16 protein-coding genes are annotated in these 19166 nt (G+C 73.0%); 15 read left to right on the top strand and 1 reads right to left on the bottom strand.

All coding sequences use genetic code 11. The features are described from left to right. The 14 genes from nirB to C6N31_RS09755 all read left to right on the top strand — a co-directional run bounded on the left by nirB (position 1) and on the right by C6N31_RS09755 (position 16994). Positions 1 to 2622, top strand: coding sequence for a nitrite reductase large subunit NirB (gene nirB, locus C6N31_RS09820; RefSeq protein ID WP_232484975.1), 2622 nt, complete (start codon positions 1 to 3; stop codon positions 2620 to 2622). Beyond that, positions 2619 to 2942 carry a nitrite reductase small subunit NirD gene (gene nirD, locus C6N31_RS09815; RefSeq protein WP_138353231.1) on the top strand — a complete coding sequence of 108 codons (324 nt, stop codon included), beginning with the start codon at positions 2619 to 2621 and terminating at the stop codon, positions 2940 to 2942. The genes nirB and nirD overlap by 4 nt, the downstream gene beginning before the upstream one ends. Before the next feature lie 144 nt (positions 2943 to 3086). Further along, positions 3087 to 4055 (top strand): FecCD family ABC transporter permease, encoded by a 969-nt coding sequence (locus C6N31_RS09810; RefSeq protein ID WP_187145288.1) that lies wholly within the window; start codon positions 3087 to 3089, stop codon positions 4053 to 4055. Beyond that, a complete protein-coding gene (locus C6N31_RS09805) occupies positions 4052 to 5182 on the top strand; it encodes a FecCD family ABC transporter permease (protein ID WP_138353229.1) in 1131 nt (376 codons plus the stop codon). The genes C6N31_RS09810 and C6N31_RS09805 overlap by 4 nt, the downstream gene beginning before the upstream one ends. Next, on the top strand, positions 5179 to 6018 hold the full coding sequence (locus tag C6N31_RS09800) for an ABC transporter ATP-binding protein (protein ID WP_138353228.1): 840 nt from the start codon (positions 5179 to 5181) through the stop codon (positions 6016 to 6018). The genes C6N31_RS09805 and C6N31_RS09800 overlap by 4 nt, the downstream gene beginning before the upstream one ends. Positions 6019 to 6080: 62 nt before the next feature. After that, positions 6081 to 7088, top strand: a complete 1008-nt coding sequence (locus C6N31_RS09795; protein WP_138353227.1) for an ABC transporter substrate-binding protein — start codon at positions 6081 to 6083, stop codon at positions 7086 to 7088. A gap of 79 nt (positions 7089 to 7167) precedes the next feature. Further along, entirely contained in the window at positions 7168 to 8361 is a 1194-nt protein-coding gene (locus tag C6N31_RS09790) for an ATP-grasp domain-containing protein (RefSeq protein ID WP_138353226.1), read from the top strand. Further along, positions 8358 to 10157, top strand: coding sequence for an IucA/IucC family protein (locus C6N31_RS09785; RefSeq protein ID WP_138353225.1), 1800 nt, complete (start codon positions 8358 to 8360; stop codon positions 10155 to 10157). The genes C6N31_RS09790 and C6N31_RS09785 overlap by 4 nt, the downstream gene beginning before the upstream one ends. Next, on the top strand, positions 10154 to 11392 hold the full coding sequence (locus tag C6N31_RS09780; protein ID WP_138353224.1) for an MFS transporter: 1239 nt from the start codon (positions 10154 to 10156) through the stop codon (positions 11390 to 11392). Before C6N31_RS09785 ends, C6N31_RS09780 begins: the two co-directional genes overlap by 4 nt. Before the next feature lie 11 nt (positions 11393 to 11403). Beyond that, complete coding sequence (locus tag C6N31_RS09775) at positions 11404 to 13233, top strand: IucA/IucC family protein (RefSeq protein ID WP_138353223.1); 1830 nt, start codon at positions 11404 to 11406, stop codon at positions 13231 to 13233. Continuing rightward, complete coding sequence (locus C6N31_RS09770; protein WP_138353222.1) at positions 13230 to 14462, top strand: type III PLP-dependent enzyme; 1233 nt, start codon at positions 13230 to 13232, stop codon at positions 14460 to 14462. The genes C6N31_RS09775 and C6N31_RS09770 overlap by 4 nt, the downstream gene beginning before the upstream one ends. Before the next feature lie 8 nt (positions 14463 to 14470). Continuing rightward, a complete protein-coding gene (locus tag C6N31_RS09765; RefSeq protein WP_138353221.1) occupies positions 14471 to 15112 on the top strand; it encodes a PhzF family phenazine biosynthesis protein in 642 nt (213 codons plus the stop codon). Between the two features lie 62 nt (positions 15113 to 15174). Continuing rightward, entirely contained in the window at positions 15175 to 15945 is a 771-nt protein-coding gene (locus C6N31_RS09760) for an alpha/beta fold hydrolase (protein ID WP_138353220.1), read from the top strand. Between the two features lie 134 nt (positions 15946 to 16079). After that, positions 16080 to 16994 (top strand): oxidoreductase, encoded by a 915-nt coding sequence (locus tag C6N31_RS09755; protein WP_138353219.1) that lies wholly within the window; start codon positions 16080 to 16082, stop codon positions 16992 to 16994. Between the two features lie 49 nt (positions 16995 to 17043). Here the strand turns inward: C6N31_RS09755 and C6N31_RS09750 are convergent, their stop codons facing one another. Then, positions 17044 to 17856, bottom strand: coding sequence for an HAD family hydrolase (locus C6N31_RS09750; RefSeq protein ID WP_187144872.1), 813 nt, complete (start codon positions 17854 to 17856; stop codon positions 17044 to 17046). Positions 17857 to 18068: 212 nt separating this feature from the next. On the opposite strand from C6N31_RS09750, the gene C6N31_RS09745 reads away from it, so the two are divergent. After that, entirely contained in the window at positions 18069 to 19121 is a 1053-nt protein-coding gene (locus tag C6N31_RS09745; RefSeq protein ID WP_138353218.1) for an LPXTG cell wall anchor domain-containing protein, read from the top strand. The last annotated feature ends 45 nt before the right edge of the window (positions 19122 to 19166 follow it).

The following is a 19166-nucleotide window of genomic DNA, read 5'->3' as shown; positions in this document are numbered from 1 at the left end:
ATGGCTGTTGACACGATGGCTGGCGGCACGACGGACGTTCCCACGGTTCCGACGATCGTGCTGGTCGGACACGGCATGGTCGGTCAGCGGTTCCTGGAGGCGCTCGCCGACCGGGGCGTCACCGAGCGGGCGCGGGTGGTCGTGCTGTGCGAGGAGCCCCGCGCGGCGTACGACCGGGTCCATCTGACCTCGTACTTCTCCGGGACGACGCCGGACGGACTCGCCCTCGCCGAGGACGGCTTCATGGAGAAGCACGGCATCGAGCTGCGGCTGGGGGATCCCGCGCTCACCGTCGACCGCGCGGCCCGCACCGTGACCGCCCGCTCCGGGCTGACCTTCGGGTACGACACGCTGGTGCTGGCCACCGGCTCCTTCCCGTTCGTGCCGCCGGTCCCGGGCAAGGACACCGAGGGCTGCTTCGTGTACCGCACCATCGAGGACCTGCTGGCGATCGAGGAGTACGCCGCGACCGGCGGCACCGGCACGGTCGTCGGCGGCGGACTGCTGGGCCTGGAGGCGGCGGGCGCCCTGAAGGGGCTCGGACTGGACACGCACGTAGTGGAGTTCGCGCCGCGCCTGATGCCGGTGCAGATCGACGAGGGCGGCGGCGAGGCGCTGCGGCGCACCATCGAGGAGATGGGCGTCACCGTCCACACGGGTGTCGGCACCCAGGCGATCGTGGCGGGCGAGGACGGCAGGGTCGCCGCGATGTCGCTGTCGGACGGCTCGACGCTCACGACCGGCCTGGTGGTCTTCTCGGCCGGCGTCCGCCCCCGCGACCAGCTGGCCCGGGAGTGCGGGCTGCCGGTCGGCGAGCGCGGCGGGATCGTCGTGGACGAGCAGTGCAGGACCGAGGACGAGGCGGTGTACGCGATCGGCGAGTGCGCGCTGGCCTCCGACGGCCGGGTGTACGGGCTGGTCGCGCCCGGCTACGAGATGGCGGAGACGGCGGCGAAGGCGATCGCGGGCGACGCGGGTTCCTTCAAGGGCGCGGATCTGTCGACGAAGCTCAAGCTGCTCGGCGTGGACGTGGCGAGCTTCGGCGACGCCCACGGCGCCACCCCCGGCTGCCTGGACGTGCTGTACTCCGACTCCCGTTCCGGCGTGTACAAGAAGCTGGTGGTCTCGCGCGAGGGTGTGCTGCTGGGCGGCATCCTGGTCGGCGACGCCGACTCGTACGGCATGCTGCGCCCGATGACCGGCTCGGTGCCGCCGGTGCCGCCCGAGCGGCTGGTGCTGCCTGCGGGCGCCGGAGGGCCGGTCGAACTCGGGCCGTCGTCGCTGCCCGACACGGCGGTGATCTGCAGCTGCCACAACGTCACCAAGGGCGCGATCCTCGGCGCCGTCACCGAGCACTCCTGCACCACCGTGCCGCAGCTCAAGAAGTGCACCAAGGCCGGCACGGGCTGCGGCAGTTGCCTGAAGGTGCTGGGGCAGCTGCTGCCGCCCGCCGAGGACAAGGGGCTGTGCGGCTGCTTCGCGCACACCCGCCAGGAGCTGTACGAGATCGTGCGCGCGCTGCGGGTCACCTCGTTCGCGGCACTGCTCGACAGCCACGGGCGCGAGGCGGCCAGGGGCGGCGAGGGCTGCGAGGTCTGCAAGCCGGCGGTGGCCTCGGTCATCGCCTCGCTGGCGCCGTCGATCGGCGCTCCGGTGCATGTGCTGGACGGCGGACAGGCCGCGCTCCAGGACACCAACGACCACTTCCTGGCGAACCTGCAGCGCAACGGCTCGTACTCGATCGTGCCGCGTATCCCCGGCGGTGAGATCACCCCGGAGAAGCTCATCGTGATCGGCGAGGTGGCCCGGGACTTCGGCCTCTACACGAAGATCACCGGCGGGCAGCGGATCGACCTCTTCGGCGCCCGTGTCGACCAGCTGCCGCTGATCTGGACACGGCTGGTGGACGCCGGGTTCGAGTCGGGGCACGCGTACGGCAAGGCGCTGCGCACCGTGAAGTCGTGCGTGGGCAGCACCTGGTGCCGGTACGGCGTCCAGGACAGCGTGAAGATGGCCATCGGCCTGGAGTTGCGCTACCGGGGGCTGCGCTCGCCGCACAAGCTCAAGTCCGCCGTCTCGGGGTGCGCCCGCGAGTGCGCGGAGGCCCGTGGCAAGGACTTCGGGATCATCGCCACCGCGTCGGGCTGGAACCTGTACGTCGGCGGCAACGGCGGCGCCGACCCGCGCCACGCGGACCTGCTGGCACAGGACCTCAGCGACGCGGAACTGGTCCGGCTCATCGACCGCTTCCTGATGTTCTACATCCGCACCGCCGACCGGCTGGAGCGTACCTCCGCCTGGCTGGAGCGGATCGAGGGCGGCCTGGAGCACGTCCGCGACGTCGTCGTGCACGACTCGCTGGGCATCTGCGACGAGCTGGAGTCACTGATGTCCGCGCATGTCGCGGGGTACCGCGACGAGTGGGCCGACACCATCAACGACCCCGAGCGGCTGAGCCGCTTCGTCTCCTTCGTCAACGCGCCGGACGTGCCCGACCCCAGCGTCCGGTTCGTCGAGGAGCGCGACCAGGTCAAGCCCGATCTGGATCTGCTGGCCGGCCCGGTGCTGCTGGCCGGCCCCACCCTCGCCATCCGCACCCTCGAAGGGACGGTCACCGCATGACCATCGAACTCCTCCTCGACGACGCCTGGTTCCCGGTCTGCGACGACGCCCTGCTGACCCCGGGCCGGGGCGTCGCCGCCCTGCTGCCCGACGGCTCGCAGGCCGCCCTCTTCCAGGACCGCCACGGCGCCCTCTACGCGATCGGCAACCGGGACCCGTTCACCGGCGCCTACGTGCTGTCCCGCGGCCTGCTCGGCTCGGCGGCGGGCCGGGCGTACGTCGCCTCACCGCTGCTCAAGCAGCGCTTCGACCTGGCGACCGGCACCTGCCTGGACGACGAATCGGTCAGTACCGCCTCGTATGCCGTCAGGTCCCAGTAATCCCCCATACAGCGCGACCGCGTCACGTAATGTGGCGAATGCACAGCGAATTGACAAGGTTAGGTTTACCTAACCTAAGATCGACCGGTGCTCAAGACCCAGCGGACGGCCGTCGCCGGCCAGCTCCCCTCCCCGGTCCGGCGGATACCGCTGTTCCTGCTCGGCGCCGTCGCGTTGACGGCGTGCGCCGCCGCGAGCCTCGCACTCGGCTCGCGGCCGGTCCCCCTCGGCACCGTGCTCGACGCCCTGTTCCACCACGCCCACAGCCGTGACGCCGTGGTGGTCACCGGGCTGCGCGTACCGCGCACCCTGATCGGGCTCGCGGTCGGCGCGGCGCTCGGGGTGGCGGGCGCCGTCGCCCAGGGCGTCACCCGCAACCCGCTGGCCTCGCCGACCACACTGGGGATCAACGCGGGCGCCGGCTTCGCCGTCGTCACCGCGATCTACGCACTGCATCTGACGCACCCTTCCCAGTACTTGTGGTTCGCGTTCGCCGGAGCCGCGGCCGCCGCGCTCTTCGCCCAGACGCTCGCCCGGCGGGCGGGCGACCTGGACCCGGTACGGCTCGCACTGGGCGGCACGGTGCTGACGGCCGTCCTGGTGTCCTGGACGTCCGCCGTGATGCTGGCGAGCAACCGCACCCTGGACGAAGCCCGGTTCTGGCTCGCCGGCTCGCTCTCGGGGCGGACACTCGACGTCCTCTACCCCGTACTCCCGCTGATCGCCGTCGGGTTGGTCATCGCGCTGGCCATCACCCCGGCGCTCAACGCCCTGGCCCTCGGTGACGAGACCGCGCAGGCCCTGGGCGTGCCGGTGGCCAGGATCCGGGTCGCCGGCGGCCTCTCCGTGGTGCTGCTCGCGGGCTCCGCCGTCGCGGTGGCGGGACCGGTCGCCTTCATCGGGCTGGCCGCCCCGCACCTGGTGCGGCTGGTGTTCGGCAACGACCACCGGCTGCTGGTCCCCGGCTGTCTGATCGCCGGCCCGCTGCTGCTGCTCGGCGCCGACGTCCTGGGCCGCGTCATGATCGCGCCCTCCGAACTGGAGGTCGGCATCGTCACCGCCTTCCTCGGCGCGCCGCTGCTCGCGGTGCTGGCCCGGAAGGTGGCCCGATGACGCCGCCCGCCCCCACGACCCCGCCCACGCCCGTGACCCCGCCCGCCCCCACGACGACGCAGTCCCTCGTCCCCGCACCCCGGAAGGATGCCAAGGATGCCTCCGCCGCCCCGAAGCGGCGGCCCTCCCGCGGGCGCCGGACCGCGCTGTTGAGCGTCTGCGCCGTGGCGGCGATCCTCGTACTGGCCACCACCGCGCTCACCACCGGGCAGATCCTGATGCCCCCGCTCACCGCGCTGCGCGCCCTGATCGGCCTCGGCGACTCCGGCGACGTGCTGGTGGTCCAGGAGTTCCGGGCGCCCCGGATGGCGGCGGCGATCGTCGCCGGCGCGGGCCTCGCCGTCGCCGGCGGGCTGCTGCAGCGGCTGTTCCGCAACCCGCTCGCCTCCCCCGACGTCATGGGCGTGACCGGCGGCGCCTCCCTCGGCGCCGTCTCGCTGCTCGCCACCGGCGCCTCGCAGACCCTCATCCCGCTGGCCGCCCTCGGCGGCGGGCTGCTCGCCGCCGTCCTGCTCGGCGCGTTCGCCTGGCGCTCGGGGCTCGGCGTCACCCGTCTCGTCCTGGTGGGGCTGGCCGTTCAGGCGGGCCTGGCCGCCGCCGTCAACCTGATGGTGGTGCGCTTCCCCGCCGAACTCGCCAACTCCGCGCTGCAGTGGACGACGGGGTCGCTCTACGGGCGGACCTGGACCGAGGTGTCCGCCGCCGGCGGCGCCGTGGCCGCCGCGATGGCCGCCGCGTTCGTCCTCCACCGGCGCCTCGCCGTCCTCGACCTGGGCGACGACTCCGCGGGCGGGCTCGGCCTGGCGCCGTCCGCCGCACGCCTCCAACTGCTGCTCACCGCCATCGTGCTGGCCTCGCTGGCCGCGGCGCTCACCGGCCCGGTCGCGTTCGTCGCACTCGCCGTACCGCACGTGGTCCGTTTCCTCGCCGGGCCGCCGACCGCCGGAACGCTCGCGCTGTCGGCCCTCACCGGCGCCGTCCTGCTGCTCGGCTCCGACCTGGTCGTCCAGCATCTGCTGCCGGTGCACGGACTGCCCGTCGGCGTGGTCACCGCGACCCTCGGCGCCCCCTGGCTACTCGTCCTGATGATTCGTCAGAGCAGGCCCACACACCGGAGTTTCGGATGACCGCCCGCGCCGACCGGCCGAACCGCACCAACCAGCTCTCCACCCACGGCCTGGACCTGCGCTACGGCGACCGTCTGGTGATCGGCGGCCTGGACCTCGTCCTGCCCGGCGGCGCCGTCACCGCCATCGTCGGCCCCAACGCCTGCGGGAAGTCGACGCTGCTGCGCGGGCTGTCCCGGCTGCTCTCCCCCGCCGCCGGCACTGTGGCCCTGGACGGCGCGGACATCCACCGGATGCCCGCCCGTTCGCTGGCCCGCCGGATGGGGCTGCTGCCGCAGCAGCCGGTCACCCCCGAGGCGATCACCGTCGAGGCGCTGGTCCGGCTCGGCCGCTACCCGCACCAGCGGCTGCTCAGCCCCTGGTCGGCCACCGACCAGGCCGCCGTCGACGAGGCACTGGAGCGCACCGGCACCACGGAACTGCGCGACCAGCACGTGGACCAGCTCTCCGGCGGTCAGCGGCAGCGCGCCTGGATCGCGCTGGCCCTCGCCCAGGACACCGAGCTGCTGCTCCTCGACGAGCCCACCACCTTCCTCGACCTGCGGCACCAACTCGACGTCCTCGACCTGGTGTCGGACCTGCACACCGAGTCCGGGCGCACCGTCGTCATGGTGCTGCACGACCTCGGCCAGGCCGCCCGGTACGCCGACCATCTCGTCGTCCTCCAGGAGGGCCGGCCGGCCGCGGCCGGGCCGCCCTCCGAGGTGCTCGACGCGGCGCTGGTGAAGGCCGTGTTCGACGTGGACTGCCAGGTCATCCCCGACCCCGAGACCGGCACCCCGCTCGTCGTGCCCCGCGGCCGCGCCAGACGGCACGCCACCGCCGTCGCCGGCTGAGCCCCGACCTTTCCCTTCCCCCGTCCCCCTCTCCTGTCCAGTCGCAAGGAACCCCCACCCTCATGAACACCAGAGCCCCGCTCCACCGCCGTCTCGTCCGGCTGATCGCCGCGCCCGTCGCCCTCGTCATCGGCGTGGGAGCGCTCGCCGCCTGCGGCAGCGGGACCGCGGCCAAGGACGACAAGGCGAACGCCGCGGCCACCGCCGACGGTTTCCCGCGCACCATCACGCACGCCATGGGCAGCACCACGATTCCCGCGAAGCCGCAGCGCGTGGTCGTGCTCGACACCGGCGAGCTGGACGACGTGACGATGCTCGGCATCACCCCGGTCGGCGCGGTCGCACCGCACCTCAAGTCCGAGGGCGGCTTCCCGGCGTACCTGCAGGGCAGGACCGAGGGCACCAAGGATGTCGGCCCGTCCGCGGAGCCCGACCTCGAGCTGATCGCGTCCCTCAAGCCGGACCTGATCCTGTCCTCGAAGGTCCGCCACGAGAAGGTCTACGACAAGCTCAAGGCCATCGCGCCGACCGTCTTCACCGCGACCACCGGCTTCCCCTGGAAGGAGAACCTGGCCGTCCACGCCAAGGCTCTCGGCCTGGAGAAGGAAGCCGCTACCGCGCTGAAGTCCTACGAGGACCGCGCCAAGAAGCTCGGTGCGGCCATCAAGTCCAGGAACGGCGGCAAGGAGCCGACCGCCTCGGTCGTCCGCTTCGTCGCCGGCCCGACCCGGCTCTACCAGCTGGACTCGTTCAGCGGCGTCGTGCTGAGCGACATCGGCCTGGGCCGCCCGGCCTCGCAGAACGTCCACAGCGCGATGCTGGAGGTCGGCCCCGAGCAGATCGACAAGGCCGACGCGGACCTGGTCTTCGTCACCGTCTCCGACGACCCGGCCAAGACGCGGCAGAGCGTCGTCGAGTCCAACCCGGTCTGGAAGGACCTGGGCGCGGTCAGGAACCACAAGGTCGTCAACGTGACCGACGAGACGTGGATGTCCGGCATCGGCGTCCAGGCCGCGCTCAGCATGCTCGGCGACGTGGCCAAGGCCGCGGGCGTCGACCTGCCGGAGTAACGCTTCCCGTGTGAGAGGGGCGGGCCTCCCCCGGCCCGCCCCCTCCCCACCACACGTTCCCAGAACAGGACTCTCAGCCATGCGGCTGTATCTGCTCGCGCTCAACCCCACGGACTCCGTCACCGAGGGTTTCCTGCCGGCCGCCTCCCGGCTCGGCCTGGACGTCACCGTCCTCACCGACTCCCCCGCCGCCCACCAGGAGCTGTACGGCACCCAGGTGGACGTCGAGGAGTGCGACGTACGCGACTTCCGTGCCGTCATCACCCGGATCGCCACCGGCCGCACCCCCCACGCCGTCTTCACCAACAGCGACCACCTGCAGACCCAGACCGCGCTCGCCGCCGAGTACTTCGGTCTGCCCGCCAAGCCCTGGCAGGCCGCCCTGCGCACCAAGGACAAGGCGCAGATGCGCCGCCACCTGGCCGCCACCGGCGCCGACACCGTGTGGTCCGCCGAACTCGCGGCCGGCGCGGACCCCGCCTCGCTGCTCGGCCTGCCGGTCCCCTACCCGTGCGTGGTGAAACCGCGCGAGGGCGTGGCCAGCGAGGACGTGGTCCTCGTCGGCGGCCCCGAGGAACTGGTGCTGCGCTGCAAGGAGATCCAGGCCCGCCGCCCGCAGGCGGCGCTCGTGGCCGAGGAGTACCTCACCGGCGAGCTGTACACGCTGGAGACACTCGGTGACGGCCGGACCCGGCACGTGCTGGGCGGATTCCACACCGGGCTCTCGCCGCTCCCCTACTTCATCGAGGAACGGCTCACCTTCGTTCCCGAGCACCCCGCCGCGGTCGTCGAGCAGATCCTCGCGCAACTGGACGCCCTCGGCGTCGGGTTCGGCGCCTGTCACACCGAGTTCGTGGTCCAGGACGGCCGGGCGCGCATCATCGAGGTGAACTACCGGGCCATCGGCGACCAGTGCGATCTGCTGCTCGCCGGGCTGCTCGACATCCCCCTCTTCGAGCACATCCTCCGCGTCCACCTGGGCGAACCGCTCCCCGCCGACCTCGGCGCCCGCGGCGGCGGCCGCGCCCGGCTGGAGTACCCGTGCGCGGACCGGGCGGGCACCCTGACCGCCGCGCCCGAGGCCACCGAGCGCACGGTGGACGGTGTCCGGCTGGTCTACCGCCCGCTGCGCGCGACCGGTGAACGGCACGAACTGCACCACACCAACCGGGACCTCCTCGGCATCGTGCGCGCCACCGGAACCGACCAGGAGGCGGTGGACCGCGTCGTGACGGACTTCCTCCGGGCGCAGCGCTGGGAGATCACCCCATGACGGGCACCCGTACGACCGATGCCGGTGTGGACGCGGAACTGATGCTGCGCGTGCTCAGCGCGCTGCTGCGCGAGGACGTCGTCGGGCTGCGCACCCGCTCCACCCTCGTCGAGGAGTCCGACGGCCGCTGGCTGCGGCTGCCGTACACCTACGGCGGTGACGGGGCCGGCGGGTTCGGGAAAGCGCTGCTGCTCCCGGTGACCGACGACGGCTTCCAGAGCGAGTACGCCGCCCGGCTGCCGCTGCTGCGGCGCGCCTCGGACGGCCGCGAACTCACCGGCGCCGACGCCGTGCTGCGGGCACTGCGCGCCCTGGCGGACCCCGTCGACCAGGCCGGCTTCGACGCGTTCGCCGAGGAGTGCCGGCAGACCGCGGCGACCCTGCGGCTGCACGACCGGGTGCGCGCGGAGGTGACCGGCCGGCTCGCCGAGCGCTACGGCTCCGACACCGCGTACTGGACGTACGCCCGCAGCCTGGGCTTCGACGCGCTGGCCGCCTTCCACGACCACCCGGTGTATCCGACATCGCGCGGCCGCAGCGGCCTCGGCGAGTCCGACCTGCGCGCCTATGCGCCGGAGTTCCACGAGGACGTCGCACCGCGCTGGCTCGTCCTGCCCCGTGATGCCGTGACGGAGTCCGGCGGCGGCCCCGCCGAGACGTACGCCTATCTGTGGCCGACACCCGCCTCCCTCGGCATGCCGGAGCTGCGCGACACCCACACCGTGCTCCCGGTGCACCCGCTGACCGTCGGGACGCCGCTGGACGAGGCGCTGCGCGCCACCGGTCTGGAAGGGCGCGCGTTCCTCGCCGAACAGGCGCCGCTGTCCCTCGTCCCCACCCTGTCCATGCGCACGCTCGCGGACCGTACGTATCCGCTGCTGCATCTGAAGCTGCCGCTGGCCACCGCGACCCTGGGGCTGCGCAACCGGCGGACCATCAAGCCGGGCACGCTCGCCGACGGGGCCGCCTGCCAGCTGCTGCTGAGCGAGGTGATCGCCCGCGAACCCCGGTTCCAGGACACCGTGCTGCTCGCCGACGAGCGCCGCTACGCGCACGCCGGGCACGAGCTCCTCGCCGTCCTGCTGCGCCGCTATCCGGAGCACCTGCAGAACTCCGTCCTGGTCCCGATAGCCGCGCTGCTCGCCGGCGCCCCGGACGGCCGGCTGGTGATCGACCAGCTCGCCGACCGCTTCTACGACGGCGACCCCATCGCTCTCCTGGACGCCTGCCTGACACTGCTGTTCGACTGGCAGACCACGCTCTTCGGCTACGGGATCGCCCTGGAGTCGCACCAGCAGAACATCTCCCTCGCCCTGGACCAGGACCGCACGACGGGCACCACCCGGCTGCGGCTGGTCCTCAAGGACAACGACGGGCCACGCATCAACACCGCGCGACTGAGCCGGGCACTGGGCGAACTTACGGCCAGGATCGACGAGTTCGACGACGAACGGATCTTCTGCGTCTCCGACGAACCGCTCATCGACCTGTTCACCACCATCACCGTCCACCTGTGCGCGGGCTCGTACGCCTTCGGGCTGGCCGACCACGGCCGGGCGCCGCTGGACGACCTGCTGCGGCTGGTCCGCGACCGGCTCTCCGAGGCGTTCGACCGTCTGGGCGGCGAGCCGGCCGAGCTGCTGCGCGAACGCGTGCTGAACGCCGAGCGGCTCCCGGTCAAGGCGATGGTCAGCGCCGGGACCCTGCTCAGCAAGGAGCGCTCCGGCGCGGCCGACATCAACAAGCACTACACGACCGGCCCCAACTACCTGCTGGTCGGGACTGGTTCGCGGTGAGCGCCGAGGCGGCGACGATTTCCGCCGCTCCGGCTCCCGCCCTGGGGCGCCGCCAGGTGCACGCCGTCGCGGCCTGCTACTTCGTCGCCTCGTTCGCCGCGCTCGGCCTGCCCCCGTACCTGACGTCCATCCTGCCGGAGCTGGGTGACCCGACCGCGCACTGGGCCGGGCTGCTCTACATCGTCCCGACGGTCTTCGGCGGCCTCGCCGCCCCGCTGTGGGGGCGGCTGGCCGACCGCTACGGCCGCAAACGGCTTCTGCTGCGGGCCCAGTTCGGGCTGGCGCTGTCGTTCCTGCTGGCCGGGGCCGCCGACTCGCTGCCCACCTTCACCGCCGCCCTCGTGCTGCAGGGCATCCTCGGCGGCACCTTCGCCGCCACCAACGGCTATCTCGCGGCGGGGCTGGACGGCACCCGGCTGTCCTGGGCCCTGACCCTGATGCAGGGCAGCGCCCGCGCCGCCCTCGTCGCCGCGCCCATCGTGGTCGGCACGCTGTCCCCCTGGCTCTCCCCGCACCGCCAGTACGCGCTGCTCGCGCTGCTCCCGCTGGGCGCCGCGGCGATGCTGCTGGCACTGCCGGAACCGCGCGAGACCGTCGTGGTCATGGAGAAGCCGCGGGCGGAGCAGCAGATGCTCGGAGCTGAGCCGGTCGAGATCGCGGTGGTAGCGCCGCCGGTCACCGCGCAGCGCGGGCTCCTGCGGGAGCTGTACCTCTTCGAGTTCGCGTTCGTCTTCTCGACCGTGATCTCGTTCCCCTACCTCATCGCCCTGCTCGGGGACCGAATATCGGGGATCTCCCCGGTCGTCTCCGGGTCGCTCTTCGCCCTGCCGCACCTGTGTTACCTGCTCTTCGCGGCGCCCGTGCACTCCGCCTTCCGCAACCGCCCCCGGCTCGGTATCGCCCTCGGTTTCACGGCGGTGACCGCGGGTCTCGCGGGGCATGCCGTGGCCGGTTCGCTGATCACGTTCACGGCCGTCCGGCTGCTGCTCGGCGCCGGGCTCACGCTCGGCCTGGTCGGTCTGTCCCTGCTCGCCGCCGACGCGGTGCAAGGCCGCTCGCCGGGAAGGATGTTCGGCTCCCTGGAGTTCGTCTCCAAGGGCGGGGCCGTCGCCGCCGGAGTGGTCGCCGCACTCGGCAACAGCGCCTTCGGACCGACCGCGCCCGTGCTCGCGGGCACCGCCGTCGCTCTGATCACCGTCGCAGCCGCCGTACACGCTCTCTTCTCGCACCCTTGATGGAGCCGTTGATGACGCTTCCCCTGCACCTCGCGCAGCCTTCCGCCGGCCTTTCCGCCAGCGCCCTTTCCGCCAGCGGTCTTCACGCCAGCGGTCTTCCCGACGCCGATGACGTCGTGGCCCACACCCTCCTCAACTGCCTGCTCCGCGAGGTATCGGGACCCGAGCACCAGACCGCGGTCGCGGACGGCCACCTCCTGCTGCGGCTGCCCCGCGCGGACGCGCTGCTGCGTGTCGCGCTGCGTCGCACCTCGCTCATCGGCGCCCACCGGTTCACCGGCCCCGTCGCGGAGCAACACGCGGACGGGTGGAAGGAGTTGGACTGGTACCGACTCGCCGAGTACGTGCACGACGAGCTGTCACTGCGCACCGGGGTGCGCAACGACGAGTTCCTCGACCAGATCGTCTCCAGCCACCGGGGCGTCGCCGCCGCGCTGTCGCTCCCCCGTCCGGTGCCCGGCAGCGACGACGGTCCCGGCGCCCCCGACTACCTGGAGTCCGAGCGGTCCCTGCTGTTCGGTCACCGCTTCCACCCCACCCCCAAGGCGCGCACCGGCGACCCGGCGTCGTGGGCCGCGTACGCCCCGGAGGCGGGCGCGACGTTCCCGCTGCGGCACTTCGCCGTCCGCGAGCACCTGATCGCGGAGGAGCGCAGCGAACCCGGCGCCGCCGACCCGCTGGACCGGCTGCGGCCGGTGCCCGCCGGCTACCGGCTGCTGCCCGCGCACCCGTGGCAGTACGGGCTGCTGCACGACCACCCGGCGCTGCGCGCCGCCCTGGCCTGCGGCGACATCCTCGACCTGGGCACCGGCGACGCGGCCGCGGCACCGACCGCGTCGGTCCGCACGCTGTACGACGGCGACACGTTCCTCAAGTTCAGCCTCAACATCCGGATCACCAACTGCCTGCGGAAGAACGCCGCTTACGAACTGTCCGGCGCGGTCGCGCTCACCCGCCTGCTGGCGCCGGTCCTCGCCGACCTGGCCGGGCGCTTCCCGGACAGCGCCATGCTGCGGGAGCCCGCGTACCGCAGCCTCGCGCTGCCCGGCGCCGACGGGCGCCCGGACATCGGCCTGCTGGAAGGCTTCGGCGTCATCGTCCGCGACGGCCTGGCCGCGCATCTGCGCCCCGGTGTCACCCCGCTGCTGGCGGCCGCCGTCGCCGACGAGTACCCCACCGGCTCCGCGCACATCTCGCGGCTCCTCGACGGGGCGGGCCCACAGGCCGCCCTCGACTGGTGGACGGCGTATCTGCGACTGCTGCTCCCGCCGGTGCTCGCCGCCTATTTCGACCACGGCGTCGTGCTGGAACCGCATCTGCAGAACGTGCTGATCGGGGTGGACGGCGACGGCTTCCCGGTCCAGGTGCTCTTCCGCGATCTGGAGGGCACCAAGCTCCTCCCCGAGCACCATGCCGCCACCCTCGCCGCGCTGCCCGCCGATGTCGCGGCCCCCATGACGTACGACGCGGAACGCGGCTGGGACCGCGTCATCTACTGCCTGCTCGTCAACCACGTCGCCGAACTGCTCGCGGCCCTCGCCGATCTGCACCCGCAGTCCGAGACGGCGCTGTGGGCGCGGGTGCACGGCGTGCTGCGCGAGTACGCGGACGACCACGGCTGCCCGCCCCGGCTCAGCGCCCTGCTCGCCGGGGTCCCGCTGCCCGCCAAGGCCAACCTCCTGACGCGCTGGGAGCGCAAGGCGGACCGCGAGGCCGGCTACGTACGGCTGCCGTCTCCGCTGGCCGAGGACGTGCTGTCGGGGGCGTCGGCGCCGGGCGCGGCGGGCTGCGGAACCGGCGGCGACGACAGCGACCGGACCGAGCCCTGGAGCACCCGATGACCCCGAACTCCTCCGCCGGCCCGGCGCTGCTGACCGACGCGGTCCGCGACCGGGCCACGTACCTCGCCGCCGACGACCTGCCCGCCTACCTCTACGACCTGGCGGAGCTGCGCGCCCACGCCGCCGCCGTACGGGCCGCGCTCCCCGAGCGCGTCGAGCTCTACTACGCCGCCAAGGCCAACCCCGAGCCGGAGATCCTGACCGCGCTCGCCCCGTACGTCGACGGTTTCGAGGTCTCCTCCGGCGGCGAACTGACCCATGTCCGCAAGGCCGTCCCGGACCGCCCGCTGGCCTTCGGCGGGCCCGGCAAGACCCCGGCCGAGATCGCGGCGGCGCTGGAGCTGGGCGTGGAACGCTTCCACGTGGAGAGCGAGTACGAGCTGCGCATGCTCGGCCACCTCGCCGCGCGGCCGGCCCCCGGCCGGACCGTTCCCGTCCTGCTGCGCTTCAACCTGCCGGTGCCGGGCGCGGCGCTGGAAGGCAGTTCACTGGCGATGGGCGGCTGCCCGACCCCGTTCGGCCTCGACCCCGCACAGGCCGACAGCGCCGTCCGGCTGCTCACCGACGGCAGCCACCCCCAACTGGAGCTGCGCGGCATCCACGCCCACCTCGCCAGCGGCCTCGACGCGACGGCGCAGCTCGCCGTGGCCGCCGAGGTGGTGGCGTTCGCGGTGGGCCTGGCCGCCCGGCACGGCATCGCGCTGCCCGAGGTGAACGTCGGCGGTGGCATGACCGTGGACTACGCCGATCCCGGCGCCCGCTTCGACTGGACCGCCTACGGCGAAGGCCTCGCGCGCCTCATCGCCGCCCACCCCGGCCTGCTGCTGCGTATCGAGCCGGGCCGCGCCCTCAGCGCCTACTGCGGCTGGTACGCCACCGAGGCGCTGGACGTGAAGCCCAGCCACGGTGAGGAGTTCGCCGTGCTGCGCGGCGGCACCCACCATCTGCGCACCCCGGCGACGAAGGGCCACGACCAGCCCTGCGAGGTCCTGCCCGTCGGCCACTGGCCGCACCCCTGGCCGCGCCCCGCCGCCGGACAGGACCACGTCACCCTCACCGGCCAGCTCTGCACCCCGAAGGACGTCCTCGCCCGCCGGGTTCCGGCGCCCGGCCTGCGGGCCGGGGACCGCGTAGTGTTCGCGCTGGCCGGGGCGTACGCGTGGAACATCTCCCACCACGACTTCCTGATGCATCCCCGGCCGGGCTTCCACTTCCTGGGCAGTGCTTGAATCGGCCCATGACCGATCATGAAGTGCTCCGGGTGTTCATCGGCCCCGACGGCCGGGGCGGCAACCTCCTGGGCGTGGTGTCGGCCGACTCCTCCGACCCGGCCGCCCGCCAGGCGATCGCCGCCGAACTCGGCTACAGCGAGACGGTGTTCATCGACGACGCGGAGCGCGGCGACGTTCGGATCTTCACCCCCAGCGTGGAACTCCCCTTCGCCGGCCACCCCCTCACCGGCACCGCCTGGCTCCTGAAGTCGTCCCTCCTGCGCCCGCCGGCCGGCGACGTCCCCGCCTGGACGGAGGGCGACTTCACCTGGATCCGCGGCCGCGCCGCCTGGGCCCCCGGCCGCCGCACCGAGCAGTACCCGACGGTCGCCGAGGTCGACGCCCTGCCCTCCCCGCCACCGGGCGAGGGCTGGCTCTACGCCTGGGCCTGGGCCGACGAAGCGGCGGGCCGCGTCCGCGCCCGCGGCTTCCCCCGCCGCGGCGACGCGATCACCGAGGACGAGGCGACCGGCGCCTCCGCGATCGTCCTCGCCGCCCAACTCGCCCGCCCCCTCGACATCCGCCAGGGCACCGCCTCCCAGATCCTGACCCGCCCGGGCCCGGACGGCACGATCGACGTGGGCGGCCGGGTGGCAGCCGTGCGCTGAAGGCGCGCGAGGGGCCGGTGATCCAGGGGTGGGCCGGACCGCGGCTGAGTAGGGTCTGCCGGATGACTCTTTCTCATGACGTGGCCGGAGACGGCCCGGCCGTGGTGCTGTTGCATTCCGGGGTGTGCGACCGGCGGATGTGGGACGCGCAGTGGACGGACCTGGTCGACGCCGGGTACCGGCCGGTGCGGTGCGACTTCCGGGGGTTCGGCCGCAGTCCCGTGCCGGACCGGCCGTACAGCAACGCCGACGACGTGCTGGACCTCCTCGACACCCTCGGCATCGAGCGGGCCGCGCTGGTGGCGTCCTCCTCCGGCGGCCGGGTCGCTCTGGAGATCGCGGCGCGCCGGCCGGAGCGGGTGAGCGCCCTGGCGCTGCTCTGTTCCGCGCTTCCCGGACATGAGGTCAGCGCCGGGCTGCGCGCGATCGGCGCGCGGGAGGACGAACTGCTGGAGGCGGGGGACGTCGCCGGGGCGGTGGAGCTGATGGTCGACACCTGGGTGGGTCCTGCGGGCGGGCCGGACGTCCGGGAGGCGGTGCGCGGGATGCAGCGGCGCGCCTTCGACGTACAGCTGGCCGCCCTCGAGGAGTTCGAGCCGATCAGGGCCGAGTTCGACCTGGCGGCGGTCACGGCGCCGTGCCTCGCCGTGTCGGGCGCCCATGACGTGACGGACTTCCGGGAGATCGCCGCCGCCCTGCCCGGCCTGCTCGCCGACGCCCGCCACGTCGAACTGCCCTGGGCGGGCCATCTGCCCAGCCTGGAACGGCCTGCCGCCGTCACCGAACTTCTCGTCGGCTTCCTGCGCGGAACGGTACCCGCTGCGGGGCGCTGACCGGCCGCGAGGCCGCACGCGTACGTGCCGTTCTTGTCCTGTCACGCACATGCCTCGTGCATCGGCGGCCCGCTCTCTAAGCTGACCGCCGGGGGATCCGGATTTCGGCCAGCGACACGAGGAGAACCGGTCACATGGGCTGGACTGCGAACGACATCCCCGACCAGACCGGACGCACCGCCGTGGTGACCGGGGCCAACAGCGGCATCGGGTACTGCGCCGCGAAGGAACTGGCGCGGCGCGGGGCGCTGGTCGTCCTGGCGTGCCGCAGCGAGGAGCGCGGGCAGGCGGCGGCGGACCGGTTGGTGGCCGAGGTCCCGGAGGCGCGGGCCGTGTTCCAACGGCTGGACCTGGGGGACCTGGGGTCGGTGCGGGCCTTCGCGGAGGAGTTCGCGGGCGACCGGCTGGATCTGCTGGTGAACAACGCGGGGGTGATGGCCCTGCCGTACACGCAGACCGCCGACGGGTTCGAGACGCAGTTCGGCGTCAACCACCTCGGTCACTTCGCCCTGACCGGCCTGCTGCTGCCGAAGCTGCTCGCGACACCCGGGGCCCGGGTCGTCAGCGTCTCCAGCGGGATGCACGCGATCGCCAACGTGGATCTCGGCGACCTGAACAGCGAGCGCCGCTACCGCCGCTGGATCGCGTACGGCCGCTCCAAGAGCGCCAATCTGCTGTTCATCCACGAGTTGGCGCGGCAGTTGGGGACGACGGGCGCGGACATCGTGGCCGCCGCCGCGCACCCCGGCTACGCCGAAACGAATCTCCAGACGGCGGGCGCCAAACTGGAGGGCCGCAGGCGCGCCGAGCGCGTCATCGGGATCGGCAACCGGATCATCGGCCAGTCGGCCGCGGCGGGCGCGCTGCCGACGCTCTACGCGGCCACCGCACCGGACGTGGCCCCCGATTCGTTCACCGGCCCCCGCCTGCAGGGCTGGCGCGGCGCGCCCAGCCGCTCCTGGCGCGCCTCCTGGACGAAGGACGACCGCGCGGGCGAGATGCTGTGGACGGCGTCCGAGCAGCTGACGGGTGTGACGTACAAGTTCTGAGGCCCGGGATCGGACGCGCCGGGGGAACGCGTACCGCTGCGCGCGGGTGCTACCCGCCGTAGAGCTCCTCCAGCACCCGCGCCACCCCGTCCTCATCGTTCGTGGCGGCCCGCAGCGGCGCCGCGGCCAGGACGTCCGGGTGCGCGTTGCTCATCGCGTAGCCGGCTCCTGCCCAGGTCAGGGTGGACAGGTCGTTCGGCATGTCGCCGAAGGAGACCACCTCGGAGGCGCCGATCCCGCGGGCCGCGCACCACAGGGCGAGCGTGCCGGCCTTGGTGACACCGGGCGAGCTGATCTCCAGCATGCCGGAGCCGCCGGAGTGCGTGACCTCGACGCCGGTGAGCGCCGCGTCGTGCGCCGCGGTCATCATCCGGTCCGCGTGGTGCCGCGACGAGTGCACGAGGAGCTTGACGATGTCCTCGTCCGACTCCCACAGCTCGGCGGCGGTCTCCACGATCACCTCCTGGAAGTCCTTCTTCCCGAAGTCCCGCTCGCTGATGAGGCGGTGGCCGGTCTCCAGGGCGAGCGTCGAGCCGGGCAGCACCGCGACGAGCGCCTCCGCCGCCTTGCGCGCGACGGGGTTCGGCATCAGCCGTGCGTCGAGGAACTGCCGGCCGGGGACGTCGTAGACGATCGCGCCGTTGCAGCAGATCGCGGTCCCCTCGTGCCCGGCGCCCTCGGCGATGCCGTCCACGTAACGCGGCGGCCGCGCCGTCACGAAGACGACCTCGGCGCCCGCGGCCGCCACCGACCGCAGCGCCCGCCGGGTCCGCTCCGAGACCGTTCCGTCGCTGCGCAGCAGCGTGCCGTCGAGGTCGGTGGCCACCAGCCGGGGAGGGGTTCGGGAGGGAGAAGCAGTCATGTTCGGATCATGGCAGATACGCCGGAAAAGGGTGGAGACGAAAGGTGGAGGCAGGGCGGCGTGGGGTGAAACGACGGGGGGCGACGAGGGAGAACGGGCTCCTGGGACCACGGGAAGGGTGCGCCCCGTACAACTTCCCATGGCCATCAGGTGTCTTGCAGTGAACACATGGCCATTTCGGCTCTGTGGCTCACGGGGCGAAGGGGACACCGATGGGACGGCACACAAGGGCGATTCTGGCCGGATTGGGACTCGCGGGGCTGCTGCTGGCGGCCGGTCCGGCGGCCGAGGCGCAGGCGGATGCCGGCCCGGTGGACGCCGACGTCCAGATGCAGTTCCTCCACCCGCAGGTGGCTCCCGGCCGGCAGTTCCACTTCTATCTCCTCACGCACCTGAAGTCGGGCACACTGAGCACGTTCCGCGGCTTGGTGCACCTGCCGGAGGGCATGACGTACGTTCCCGTGGTGGAACGTACGTGCGAGCCCACGTCGGCGAACAAGCGGGAGATCGCCTGTCGCCCTGATAGCCAGAGTCTGACCGTCCAGGTCGCGGACGATGTACCGGTCGGCACCAGGCTGACGATCACGGCGACGGCCGACATCGGCGACGCGGTCGACACGCATCCGGAGGACAACACCGCTCGACAGGAGGTGCTGGTCAAGCCGGGCGCGGACTGGAGCGTCAAGTGGACCGGCCCCACCACCCCGGTGCAGCCCGGCAGCACACCGGTGACCACACGGCTGGTCGTCACCAATCACGGCCAGGAGGCCGACCTCCCGTTCATCCTCACCAGCGGCCCGGGCGACTACCCGAGGCAGATGGAGTACTACGGGAAGTGGGACAAGACCTGCGGCATCGCCACCGAGGGAAACGGCCTGTTGTGCCGACCCACCACACCGGTGCCGCCCGGCGGAACGATCACCTACACCTTCCGCTTCAAGGTCTACCCCGCGGCACTCGGTAAGGAGCAGCGCCGGGAGGCCCGCGTCAGCTCCGAATTCCCGGCGACGGAGCCGGACATCAACGACAACACGACCACGCTGGTGGTCAAGGTCGCCGACAAGGCGGCGCAGCCGACCGGCAAGCCCACGTCCCCGGCCACCGGCGGCGCCAAGCCCACCTCGGCACCCACCACGGCGCCCGGCGACCATCTCGCGGACACCGGAGGGGCCGGCACCGGGTCCGCGCTCACCGCGGCCGGAGCAGCCGCCGCGGTCGGCGGCGGCCTCCTGCTGACCTCTCGCCGTCGGCGCCGCAGCCACTGACCCCAGGGGAAAAAGGTGGGGGCGGCGTCTCCGCACGAGACGCCG

It is taken from the genome of Streptomyces fildesensis (genome assembly GCF_016107395.1).
Classification (GTDB): Bacteria; Actinomycetota; Actinomycetes; order Streptomycetales; family Streptomycetaceae; genus Actinacidiphila; species Actinacidiphila fildesensis.
This window is presented reverse-complemented; position numbering and strand designations above follow the sequence as displayed.